Genomic DNA, 11,146 nt, shown 5'->3' with positions numbered 1-11,146 from the left:
GCGGCAGGCGACCATGTTTTGGGCGGCGACGCCCTCGAGCGAACGGCTAAGAAATCCAGGTGAGAACCGATTCGACCATTGCGCCACTCGTGTCACAAGAGTTATGTATGGTGATCTGGTTCACCGAGCTAACAGAAAGTGGACCCAGCTCACACATCTAGGACGGTCGAATCGGTTCTCACCTGGATTTCTTAGCCGTTCGCTCGAGGGCGTCGCCGCCCAAAACATGGTCGCCAGCTGCGGTTTCCGGCTGCAATTTGGCCAGTATCTCGCGCAGGTCGTCGAGCTCGTGGCGCAGGTACTCACGCGTCACCACCTCGCCGACGGCCAGCCGCACCGCGGCTAGTTCGCGGGCCAGGTACTCGGTGTCGGCCTTGGTTTGCGACGCACGGCGCCGGTCGTCTTCAAGGGCGACGCGGTCGCGATTCTCCTGCCGGTTCTGCGCCAGCAGGATGAGGGGCGCCGCGTAGGCGGCCTGCGTGGAGAAGGCCAGGTTCAGCAAGATGAACGGATAGGGGTCCCAGCGAAGTCCGACCGCGAACAGATTGAGCGCGATCCACACGAAGACCACGATCGTCTGCAGCAGTAGATAGCGCCCTGTGCCGAAGAAGCGTGCGATCGACTCGGTGAACTGCCCGACGGTATCGGGATCCAGCCGCGGCGAATACCTGCGCGACGTCCGAGGCGTGTAGAGCCCCCGTGGAGCCGTGGACTTGCTCACGCGGATCCTCCCAGTCCTTCGAGCCGGCCGGCGGTGTCGAGTTCCTGCATATCCACCCGCCAATCGTGCGGCAGCAGGTGATCGAGCAGGTCGTCGACGGTGACGGCCCCTAATAGATGGTTCTGGTCATCGACCACGGGCCCGCACACCAGGTTGTACGCGGCGAGGTAGCGGGTCACCGAGACCAGTGGTGTTTCCGGCGTCAAAGTGAGCAGGTCGCTGTCGAGGATCCCGCCGACCAATTCGCCGGGTGCCTCGCGCAGCAGTCGCTGCAGCGTCACACATCCCAGGTAGCGCCCGGTGGGGGTGGCCGTGGGCGGACGCACCACGAACACCATGGACGACAGCGCGGTGCTGATGTCGGGATCGCGGACGCGAGCCAGCGCCTCGGCGACAGCCGTGTCCGCGGTCAGCACCACCGGGTCCGAGGTCATCAAGCCGCCCGCCGTGTCGGGCGAGTGGGTGAGCAGCCGGCGCACCGAGGCCGAATCCCCGGGATCCATGCGGGTCAGCAGCATCTCGGCGTCGGTCGGATTCAGCACGCCGAGCAGGTCGGCGGCGTCGTCGGGATCCATTTCCTCGAGCACGTCGGCGGATCGCTCGGTGCCCAGCTGCGACAGCACGTCGGCCTGATCCACTTCGGGCAGTTCCTGCAGGATGTCGGCCAGCCGGTCGTCATTGAGCGCCTTGAGCACCTCGTAGCGGCGCTTGGCCGGCAGCCCGCGGATGGCATCGGCCACGTCGACCGGTTTGCGGCCCTCGAACTGGTCCAGCAGTTGCGCCACGCCTTGGCCGGGCAGCGCCAGGGCCGAGGGCGTCAGGCCCTGCACGTTGTGCCAGTCGACGACGTGGACCGGGCCCCGCCGGCCCAGCCGGCGTTGGCTGCGCACGGCGACGCGGCTCACCATCCAGTCCCGCGTCCGGGTCTGCTCGATGCCCAGGTCGGTGACCACCACGTCGAGGCCGGCCAATTCGGGCAGTTCGGGATCGTTGACCTTGACGACGGTGTCGAGCACCTGTCCGATCGCCAGCACCTCCCCGGGCCGCTGGACGAAATGACGCAACGACACGTTGCCGGTGCTCAGCGTCACGGCGTTGGGCTCGATGGAGGCGACGCGCAAGATCGGGATGAAAATGCTGCGCCGCGTCGCGAGGTCGACGACCAGCCCGAGCACGCGCGGTTGCTGGCGCACGATGCTGATGCTGATCACGACATCACGCACTCGTCCGACGGATTCGCCGAGCGGACCCAGCACCATCATCCGCGCCAGCCGCGCGATGTACACCCTGTTGACCGATCCCATGAAAGTAGAGCCTAGGCAGCCGCCGGTCCGATGGCAGACAACCCGGGCCTGCGTCGCTGCGCCTAGCGCGCTAACGCGTATGCATCGCGAAGAGCAGGAACACCAAAGTCACGCCCAGCGTGGCGATTCCGATGACGATGCCGGCAACCGCCAAACCAAAGCCGTCCTGACCCGTTCGCTTGATCTGTCGCACGGCGATCGCGCCGAGCACTATGGCCACGATCGACCCGATGCAGCACAACAGGCCGGTGAACGAAGAGATGAGCGAGGCGATCGCCAGCGCGTTCGTCCCGGCCTTCTGTGGCGGCGCAGCGCCGTAGCCGCCCTGGTAATCCGGCGTCGGATAGTAACCGCCCTGGTAATCCGGCGTCGGGTAGTAGCCGCCCGGATAAGCGGGCGGCCCGTAGGTGGGCGGACCGCCATAGGACGGAGGCGGCGGTGGATAGGCCGGTGCGCCGTAGCCGGGTGGCTGCTGGTATCCGGGTGGGGGAGCAACGGGCGGTGGGTAAGGCGGCGGCGGGTAACCGGATGCGTCGTCGGGGCTTGGCGGGGGGTACAGCGGTGGTGGCGCCGATTCGGCCGGCTGCGGCGCGGCGGGAGGATGCCAGGGTGCGGTCACATCCGGCTGCTCGCCGGACTCGCCGCCGGCGGGCGAGTCGGCCTTGTCGTTGTGGCCACCCTCGCCGAAGCCGCCCCCGGGAGCTGTCATGGTGTTCAACCTAGCCCATGCGCAGGTGGCGGGTGCCGCCGCGAATCGCCGACGGGCACCCGAAGATGCCGCGACTGTTTCGGGGTTGGCAGCTTCGAAACCCCGGCTCGTCGTGGTAACGGACCGGACATTGCACCGCCGGACACAGCATGTTTTCGCAGGTGGCGCAAGCCCGGTGGATAGGGTGGGAAGGCCCGAGATGAAACGACGGCCGAGGCGGAGGACAATGAACGGCGATGACTAATCCTTTCCAGCCTGGGCAGGTTCCCGGCGCAACGCCTGCCGGGGCGGCGGGGCGCCGTGGGACGCCCGGACTGCCGACGCCGCCGCGGGGTTGGCCGGTCGGCTCCTATCCCACCTACGCCGAGGCGCAACGCGCCGTCGACTACCTGTCCGATCAGCAGTTCCCGGTGCAGCAGGTGACCATTGTCGGCGTCGACCTGATGCAGGTGGAGCGGGTTACCGGCAGGCTGACCTGGCCCAAAGTGCTCGGCGGCGGCGTGCTCAGCGGCGCGTGGCTGGGGTTGTTCATCGGGCTCGTGCTGGGCTTCTTCAGCCCGAACCCGTGGGGGGCGCTGGCCACGGGTCTGGTCGCCGGTGTCTTCTTCGGGCTGATCACCTCCGCTGTTCCCTATTCGATGGCCCGTGGCACAAGGGATTTCAGCTCGACCATGCAGTTGGTAGCCGGGCGTTACGACGTGCTCTGTGATCCACAGAACGCAGAGAAGGCGCGAGACCTGTTGGCGCGCTTGGCGATCTGAGGCGCGCGCGAGAGGTGTGAATTAGTGGTGAGTCGGCGCGGGCGCGTGCGCCGGATGGGCGCAATCGCGCTGGCGACGGCGATCATCGCGGGGGCGGTAGCGGCGTGCGGTTCGGGAAGTCACGGGCTGGTCATCAGCTTCTACACGACGGCCGCCGACGGTGCGACGTTCACGGCCGTCGCCCAGGACTGCACGAAACAATTCAATGGCCGCTTCGCGATTCAGCAGATCAGCCTGCCCCGTGCCCCCGGCGAGCAGCGTTTGCAGTTGGCCCGCCGGCTGACCGGACACGACCGCACGCTCGACGTGATGTCGCTGGACGTGGTGTGGACGGCCGAGTTCGCTGAGGCCGGTTGGGCGGTGCCGCTGTCCGGCGATCCCGAAGGGCGAGCCGAGGCCGATGCCACGGTGGACACGTTGCCGGGCCCGCTGTCGACGGCGCGCTGGCAGGGCAAGCTGTTCGGAGCGCCCGTCACCACCAACACCGAATTGCTGTGGTACCGGCCCGATTTGGTGTCCCAGCCACCGCGAACCTGGGACGACATGGTGTCCGAGGCCACCAGATTGCACGATGTGGGACAGCCCAGCTGGATCGGCGTGCAGGCCAACGAGGGCGAAGGTCTGGTGGTCTGGTTTAACACTCTGCTGGTGAGCGGGGGCGGCCAGGTGCTCTCCGAGGATGGCCGCCGGGTCACGCTCACCGACACGCCGGTGCACCGGGCGGCTACCGTCAACGCGCTGCGAATCCTCAAGTCGGTGGCCGTCGCGCCCGGCGCCGATCCGTCGATCAGCCGGACCGACGAGAGCACTGCGCGGTTGGCGGTCGAACAAGGTCGGGCCGCGCTGGCCGTCAACTGGCCGTACGCGCTGGCGTCCATGCTGGAGAACGCAGTCAAGGGCGGGGTGCCTTTCCTGCCGCTCAACCGGAATCCGGAGCTGGCCGGCAGCCTCAACGACGCCGGAACATTCGTGGCCAACGACCAGCAGTTCCGTATCGCGTACCAAGCCAGCCAGAAGGTTTTCGGCTTCGCCCCATATCCCGGTGTGGCGCCGGGTCGTCCGGCCAAGGTGACGATCGGCGGGGCGAACCTGGCGGTGGCGAGCACCACCCGCCACCGCGCCGAAGCATTCGAAGCCATTCGCTGCCTGCGTAATCTGCAGCACCAGAAGTACGTTTCGATCGAAGGCGGCCTGCCCCCGGTACGCACCTCGTTGTATTCCGATCCGCAGTTCCAGAGCAAGTACCCGATGTACGCCATCATTCGCCAGCAGCTCACCGACGCCGCGGTGCGCCCGGCGACGCCGGTCTACCAGGGTGTGGCCATCCGGCTTGCCGCGACGCTGAGCCCGATCACCCAGATCGACCCCGAGCGGACCGCCGACGAGCTCAGCACCCAGGTGCAGAAGGCGATCGACGGGAAAGGCTTGCTGCCGTGAGGCGCGCCGGCGACGATGCATCGGGGGCACGGCCCCACAAGTGGGAGGTCCCCCCACCCGGGGGACGGCCGCGCCGATGACAGTAACCGCCCCCGAAACCGGCACCGCGCGAACGTCTTCCGCGATGCCACGATGGCGCGGCCGGCCGTCCGAACAGCGGCTGGCGCTTTTTCTGGTCGCACCGGCGGCAATCCTGATGCTGGCGGTGACGGCGTATCCGATCGGCTACGCCGTCTGGTTGAGCCTGCAGCGCAACAACCTTGCCGTCCCCGCCAACACCGCGTTCGTCGGCTTGGACAACTACGTGACGATCCTGACCGACCGTTACTGGTGGACCGCGCTGGCGGTGACGCTGGGCATCACGGTGGTCTCGGTGTCCCTGGAGTTCGTCGTGGGCCTGGCGCTGGCGCTGGTCATGCACCGCACGCTGGTCGGCAAAGGCCTGGTACGCACCGCGGTCCTGATTCCGTACGGCATCGTCACCGTGGTCGCGTCGTACAGCTGGTATTACGCGTGGACACCGGGCACCGGTTATCTGGCGAACCTGCTGCCGCACGGCAGTGCGCCGCTGACCGATCAGATCCCGTCGCTGGCGATCGTCATCCTCGCCGAGGTCTGGAAAACCACGCCGTTCATGTCGTTGCTGTTGCTGGCCGGCCTGGCGCTGGTCCCGCAAGATCTGCTGAACGCCGCCCAAGTCGACGGGGCCGGCGCGTGGCGGCGGCTGACCGCGGTCACGCTGCCGATCATCAAGCCGGCGGTCGTGGTCGCCCTGTTGTTCCGAACCCTGGACGCGTTCCGCATCTTTGACAATATCTACGTGATCACCAACGGCGCCAACAACACCGGTTCGGTGTCGATGCTCGGCTACGACAACCTGTTCAAGGGCTTCAACGTCGGGCTCGGTTCTGCGATCAGCGTGCTGATCTTCCTCTGCGTCGGTCTGATCGCCCTACTTTTTATCAAGGTGTTCGGCGCGGCGGCGCCCGGGGGTGACGTCGATGGCCGCTAACGGGGCGGACGCGCGGCGCACCGCGATCTGGGCCGTCATCGACACCCTGGTGGTGGTGTATGCGCTCCTTCCGGTGCTGTGGATCTTCAGCCTGTCATTGAAGCCGAGCTCAACGGTCAAGGACGGCAAGCTGATTCCGTCATCGCCAGCACTGGACAACTATCGCGGCATCTTTCGCGGCGACTTGTTCAGCTCGGCGCTGATCAACTCCGTCGGGATCGGGTTGATCACCACAGGGATCGCGGTGGTGCTCGGCGCGATGGCGGCGTATGCGATTGCCCGGCTGCGCTTTCCGGGTAAGCGGCTGCTGGTCGGGGCCACCCTGTTGATCAGCATGTTTCCCGCGATCTCACTGGTGACGCCGCTGTTCAACATCGAACGATTCATCGGCTTGTTCGATACCTGGCCCGGCCTGATCCTGCCGTACATCACGTTCGCGCTGCCGCTGGCGATCTACACGCTGTCGGCCTTCTTCCGGGAGATCCCTTGGGATCTGGAGAAGGCGGCGAAAATGGACGGCGCGACACCGGCTCAGGCGTTCCGCAAGGTGATCGTGCCGCTGGCGGCGCCCGGCGTGGTGACGGCGGCGATCCTGGTATTCATCTTCGCTTGGAACGATCTGCTGCTCGCGTTGACGCTGACGGCCACCAAAGCGGCCATCACCGCACCGGTGGCGATCGTGAACTTCAGCGGCAGTTCCCAGTTCGAGGAGCCGACCGGCTCGATCGCGGCCGGCGCCGTCGTGATCACGGTCCCCATCATCGTTTTTGTTTTAATCTTCCAACGACGAATCGTCGCCGGGTTGACCTCTGGCGCTGTGAAGGGATAACGGGATGGCCGAGATCGTGCTGGACCATGTCAGCAAGAGTTACCCCGACGGGGCCACGGCGGTGCACGACCTGAACCTCACCATCGCCGACGGCGAATTCCTGATCCTGGTGGGCCCTTCCGGCTGCGGCAAGACCACGACGCTGAACATGATTGCGGGGCTGGAGGACATCTCGTCCGGCGAGCTGCGCATAGGTGGCGAACGGGTGAACGAGAAGGCGCCCAAAGACCGCGACATCGCGATGGTGTTCCAGTCCTATGCGCTGTACCCGCACATGACGGTGCGGCAGAACATCGCATTTCCATTGACGCTGGCCAAGTTGAAGAAGTCCGAGATCGCCCAGAAGGTCGAAGAGACCGCGAAAACCCTTGACTTGACCGATCTTCTGGATCGCAAGCCGTCGCAGTTGTCGGGCGGTCAGCGGCAGCGGGTGGCGATGGGCCGCGCCATCGTGCGCCATCCCAAAGCGTTTCTGATGGACGAGCCGCTGTCCAACCTGGACGCGAAATTGCGCGTCCAGATGCGCGGCGAGATCGCCAGGCTGCAGAAGAGGCTGGGCACCACGACGGTCTACGTCACACACGATCAGACCGAGGCTATGACACTGGGCGACCGCGTGGTGGTGATGCATTCCGGTGTTGCGCAACAGATCGGCGCACCGGACGAGCTCTACGAGCAGCCGGCCAACCTGTTCGTCGCCGGCTTCATCGGCTCGCCGGCGATGAATTTCTTCCCCGCCACGCTGACGCCCGTTGGGCTCAAGCTGCCGTTTGGCGAGGTGATGCTGGCCCCGGAAATCCAAGAGGTGATCGGCCGGCATCCGGAACCCGCGAACGTCATCGTCGGCGTCCGGCCCGAGCATCTCTCCGACGCCGGGCTGATCGACGGTTACCAGCGCATCAGGGCGCTGACCTTCGAGGTGAAGGTCGACTTGGTCGAGTCGCTGGGTGCGGACAAGTACGTCTACTTCTCCACCGCGGCATGGGCCGCGCACTCGGCCCAGTTGGACGACCTGGCCGCCGAGTCGAACGCCCATGAAAACCAGTTCGTGGCAAGGGTTCCCGCTGAATCGAAGGCGGCCATCGGACAACCGATCGAGCTGGCGTTCGACACCACCAAGCTGATCGTCTTCGATGCGGATTCCGGCGAAAACCTGACCATCGCGCCGTCGGCGACCCCGTGATGCTGGATCGGGTGCGCGCCCATCTACAGGCTCACTTCACCGACGCCGAGCCCGATACGGCCAGCGTGACATTTCTGGGCACCGAGACCATCGAGGTGTTGCGTTTTCGCGAGCCGGACGGGACGGTGCACTACGTCACGCTCGGCTGCTCGCGCCACCCGATGACCGAACCGACGCTCGACATTGCCGATCCGTTGCGCGGTCCGCGCGCCGAAATCGTGCTGCAGTTGCGCGATCCCGGTCCGGTCACCGGCATCGCGCGCAGCCTGGCGATCCTGGCGGCGGCGCCGGCCGTCGACGGTGTGGTGCTGGGGGCCGACGCGCTGATCGATCTGAGCTCGCCGCTTTGGGCCTCCCCTTCCTCGCGCGTGCCGTTCACCGCTGTCCTGTTGGGCCGCAGTGGGATTCGCGATCTACCGCTGGACCCGCCCCGCGACCCGGTGCAGTTCCTGTCGGCGACCCCCATCACCGCCACCGAAGCGGCCTGGGTGCGGCTCAAGGGTGCCGACGCGATGCGTCAAGCGTGGGACAATGACGGCGTCGATGTGCTGGATCCGAAACGCCCTGCCGCACAGCCTAAGTGACGGCTGCTAGAGCCAGTTGTTGCGCCGGAACTGGAAGTACAGGCCCACGCAGGAGACGGCCATCAGGGCCATGATCGCCGGGTAACCCCACGTCCAGTTCAGCTCGGGCATGAAATGAAAGTTCATCCCGTAGATGGCGGCGACCATGGTGGGCACGGCCAAGATACCGGCCCAGGCTGCCATCTTGCGCATGTCGTTGTTCTGCTGCATCCCCACCCGGGCCAGTGCCGCCTGGATCAGCGAGTCGAGCATGTCGTCGTAGCTGGCGATCTGGTCGGCGGCCTCCGAGTGGTGATCGGCGACGTCGCGCAGATAGCGCCGCACCTCTTTGGAGATCACGTCCTTGTTGTCCATCTGGATGCGATGGAACGCGGCCGACAGCGGATTGACACACCGGCGCAGTTCGACGACCTCGCGCTTGAGCAGATAGATCGGCTCGACGTCGATCTTGCTGCCCGGCGCGAACGCCAGCCCCTCGACGCCGTCGATGTCGGACAGCATCAAGCCGCTCACCTCGAGGTAGTGGTCCACCACGTGGTCGGCGATCGCGTGCATCACCGCGTACGGCCCCAGCCGCATCTGCTCGGGGTCGCCGTCCATCTGCTTGCGCACATCGGACAGTCCGCCGTGTTCGCCGTGGCGGACCGTGACCACGAAATCCTTGCCGACGAAGACCATGATCTCGCCGGTCTCGACAATCTCGCGGGCCAGCACCACCGATTCGTGGGGCACGTAGTTGACGGTCTTGAGGACCAGGAACAGCGTGTCGTCGTAGCGCTCCACCTTGGGCCGCTGATGCGCACATACCGCGTCTTCCACGGCCAGCGGGTGCAGCCCGAACACGTCGGCCACTTCCTGCATTTCGGACTGGTTGGGTTCGCGCAAACCGACCCACACGAATCCGTCGTGCCCCGACGCTTCGATCTCACGCACCTTATCCAGGGCGGCCGCGTAGCCGAGCTTGCCGGGCAACCGGTGGCCGTCCGCATAGACCGCGCAGTCAACCAGCGTCTCCTTCGGCGGTTGGGGCGCGGGGTCCGGCTTGGGGTGCGGTTCGTGCGCAAGGGGCCGAAGCGCTTCGGGCAACGCGTCAAATCCTTGGAACACATCCACCTCCCACCGTGCGCGGGTCGACCGGGCGGTGGTCAATCGTACGCGCCCAGGCTGTTCGAAGCGCGACGATCAGATATCGGGAAAGCCCTGGTAGTGGACCGGAGATTGGCGGTCGAGGAGAGTGCGCTAGTTTCGAGCCGAAACCCGAACCTGCACGAACTTCTCCACAAGGAGTAAATCGACGTGAGCGCAAGTCCTCTCAAGGTCGCTGTCACCGGCGCCGCCGGCCAGATCGGCTACAGCCTGTTGTTCCGCCTGGCGAGTGGCTCGTTGCTGGGCCCCGACCGCCCGATCGAGCTGCGTCTCCTTGAGATCGAGCCCGCCCTCAAGGCGCTCGAGGGCGTCGTGATGGAACTCGACGACTGCGCGTTCCCGTTGCTGTCGGGCGTCCAGATCGGCGCCGACGCGAACAAGATCTTCGACGGTGTGAATCTCGCCCTGCTGGTCGGGGCGCGGCCGCGCGGTCCGGGCATGGAGCGCAGCGACCTGCTCGAGGCCAACGGCGCGATCTTCACCGCGCAGGGCAAGGCGCTCAATTCCGTCGCCGCCGACGACGTCCGCATCGGCGTGACCGGCAACCCGGCCAACACCAACGCGCTGATCGCGCTGAGCAACGCCCCCGACATCCCGAAGGAGCGGTTCTCCGCGCTGACCCGCCTGGACCACAACCGCGCGATCTCGCAGCTGGCCAAGAAGACCGGCGCCGCGGTCACCGACATCAAGAAGGTGACCATCTGGGGCAACCACTCGGCCACCCAATACCCCGACATCTTCCACGCCGAGGTCGGCGGCAAGAACGCCGCCGAGGTGGTCAACGACCAGAACTGGATCGAGAACGACTTCATCCCGACCGTCGCCAAGCGCGGCGCGGCGATCATCGACGCGCGCGGCGCCTCCTCGGCCGCCTCGGCCGCGTCGGCCACCGTCGACGCCGCCCGGTCCTGGTTGTTGGGTAGCCCGGACGGCGACTGGGTGTCGATGGCGGTCTACTCCGACGGCTCCTACGGCGTGCCCGAGGGCATCGTGTCGTCGTTCCCGGTGACCACCAAGGACGGCAACTGGTCGATCGTGCAGGGACTGGAGATCGACGAGTTCTCCCGCGGCCGCATCGACAAGACCACCGCCGAGCTGGTCGACGAGCGCAGCGCAGTCACCGATCTGAAGCTGATCTAGCGGCGATCGCAAGTGCGGCGGAGCCGGGCGAAGCGGGTCGTCGCCGTCGATCGAGCCAGGGTGGGTCGGACTGGTGAGACCTACCTCACCAATTAGGCCTACTAATGGGTAGTCAGTACGCTGAAGCGCGTGTCCGAGTTGCTTGAATCGATACAGACGCAAGCCGTGAACGGCGTGATCACCGACGCGGAGATCTTCGAGGCACACCTGGGCGGCAAGCTTTCCGTAGGCCTGACGTCCCCGCTGGACACTCAGCGCGCTCTGTCGATCGCTTACACCCCCGGCGTGGCACAGGTCAGCCGTGCGATCGCCGACGACCC

General features: G+C 66.3%; 11 protein-coding genes and 1 pseudogene. 8 read left to right on the top strand and 4 right to left on the bottom strand.

All coding sequences use genetic code 11. The annotated features are described in order from the left end of the window. Nucleotides 1-178 precede the first annotated feature (178 nt). The 3 genes from A5652_RS20290 to A5652_RS20280 form a co-directional block, all read right to left on the bottom strand. Nucleotides 179-721, bottom strand: coding sequence for a DUF1003 domain-containing protein (locus A5652_RS20290; protein ID WP_067355679.1), 543 nt, complete (start codon nucleotides 719-721; stop codon nucleotides 179-181). Next, nucleotides 718-2,025, bottom strand: a complete 1,308-nt coding sequence (locus A5652_RS20285; RefSeq protein WP_067355675.1) for a magnesium transporter MgtE N-terminal domain-containing protein — start codon at nucleotides 2,023-2,025, stop codon at nucleotides 718-720. The genes A5652_RS20290 and A5652_RS20285 overlap by 4 nt, the downstream gene beginning before the upstream one ends. 70 nt (nucleotides 2,026-2,095) lie before the next feature. Continuing rightward, on the bottom strand, nucleotides 2,096-2,734 hold the full coding sequence (locus tag A5652_RS20280; protein WP_067355672.1) for a DUF4190 domain-containing protein: 639 nt from the start codon (nucleotides 2,732-2,734) through the stop codon (nucleotides 2,096-2,098). A gap of 236 nt (nucleotides 2,735-2,970) precedes the next feature. On the opposite strand from A5652_RS20280, the gene A5652_RS20275 reads away from it, so the two are divergent. The 6 genes from A5652_RS20275 (at nucleotide 2,971) to A5652_RS20250 (ending at nucleotide 8,540) form a co-directional block, all read left to right on the top strand. After that, nucleotides 2,971-3,495: a general stress protein gene (locus A5652_RS20275; RefSeq protein WP_067355668.1), complete on the top strand. Its 525-nt coding sequence runs from the start codon at nucleotides 2,971-2,973 to the stop codon at nucleotides 3,493-3,495. Nucleotides 3,496-3,519: 24 nt separating this feature from the next. After that, nucleotides 3,520-4,932: an extracellular solute-binding protein gene (locus A5652_RS20270; RefSeq protein WP_067355665.1), complete on the top strand. Its 1,413-nt coding sequence runs from the start codon at nucleotides 3,520-3,522 to the stop codon at nucleotides 4,930-4,932. 76 nt (nucleotides 4,933-5,008) lie between these two features. Then, nucleotides 5,009-5,944, top strand: a complete 936-nt coding sequence (locus A5652_RS20265; protein WP_369805836.1) for a carbohydrate ABC transporter permease — start codon at nucleotides 5,009-5,011, stop codon at nucleotides 5,942-5,944. Next, entirely contained in the window at nucleotides 5,934-6,773 is an 840-nt protein-coding gene (locus tag A5652_RS20260; protein ID WP_067355657.1) for a carbohydrate ABC transporter permease, read from the top strand. The genes A5652_RS20265 and A5652_RS20260 overlap by 11 nt, the downstream gene beginning before the upstream one ends. Before the next feature lie 4 nt (nucleotides 6,774-6,777). Next, nucleotides 6,778-7,956, top strand: a complete 1,179-nt coding sequence (locus A5652_RS20255) for an ABC transporter ATP-binding protein (RefSeq protein WP_067355653.1) — start codon at nucleotides 6,778-6,780, stop codon at nucleotides 7,954-7,956. Next, nucleotides 7,956-8,540, top strand: a complete 585-nt coding sequence (locus A5652_RS20250; protein WP_067355650.1) for a suppressor of fused domain protein — start codon at nucleotides 7,956-7,958, stop codon at nucleotides 8,538-8,540. The genes A5652_RS20255 and A5652_RS20250 overlap by 1 nt, the downstream gene beginning before the upstream one ends. A gap of 6 nt (nucleotides 8,541-8,546) precedes the next feature. On the opposite strand, the gene corA is transcribed toward A5652_RS20250, so the two are convergent. Further along, the gene (corA, locus tag A5652_RS20245) at nucleotides 8,547-9,647 is read right to left on the bottom strand and encodes a magnesium/cobalt transporter CorA (RefSeq protein WP_067355682.1); all 1,101 of its coding nucleotides are present in this window, start codon (nucleotides 9,645-9,647) and stop codon (nucleotides 8,547-8,549) included. Between the two features lie 189 nt (nucleotides 9,648-9,836). Between corA and A5652_RS20240 the strand changes: the two genes are divergently transcribed. Together A5652_RS20240 and A5652_RS27045 are read left to right on the top strand one after the other, a co-directional pair. Continuing rightward, the gene (locus A5652_RS20240; RefSeq protein ID WP_067355646.1) at nucleotides 9,837-10,826 is read left to right on the top strand and encodes a malate dehydrogenase; all 990 of its coding nucleotides are present in this window, start codon (nucleotides 9,837-9,839) and stop codon (nucleotides 10,824-10,826) included. A 129-nt stretch (nucleotides 10,827-10,955) separates the two neighbouring features. Next, nucleotides 10,956-11,146, top strand: a pseudogene (locus tag A5652_RS27045) (NAD-dependent malic enzyme); the annotation flags it as partial.

Origin of the sequence: Mycobacterium sp. 1165178.9, from assembly GCF_001673555.1 — a bacterium.
Lineage (GTDB): Bacteria > Actinomycetota > Actinomycetes > Mycobacteriales > Mycobacteriaceae > Mycobacterium.
This window is presented reverse-complemented; position numbering and strand designations above follow the sequence as displayed.

Coding starts and splice junctions, on each gene's coding strand:
- A5652_RS20265 (WP_369805836.1), top strand. CDS start 5,009: ATGACAGTAACCGCCCCCGAAACCGGCACCGCGCGAACGTCTTCCGCG.
- A5652_RS20260 (WP_067355657.1), top strand. CDS start 5,934: ATGGCCGCTAACGGGGCGGACGCGCGGCGCACCGCGATCTGGGCCGTC.
- A5652_RS20285 (WP_067355675.1), bottom strand. CDS start 2,025: ATGGGATCGGTCAACAGGGTGTACATCGCGCGGCTGGCGCGGATGATG.
- A5652_RS20280 (WP_067355672.1), bottom strand. CDS start 2,734: ATGACAGCTCCCGGGGGCGGCTTCGGCGAGGGTGGCCACAACGACAAG.
- A5652_RS20255 (WP_067355653.1), top strand. CDS start 6,778: ATGGCCGAGATCGTGCTGGACCATGTCAGCAAGAGTTACCCCGACGGG.
- A5652_RS20275 (WP_067355668.1), top strand. CDS start 2,971: ATGACTAATCCTTTCCAGCCTGGGCAGGTTCCCGGCGCAACGCCTGCC.
- A5652_RS20250 (WP_067355650.1), top strand. CDS start 7,956: ATGCTGGATCGGGTGCGCGCCCATCTACAGGCTCACTTCACCGACGCC.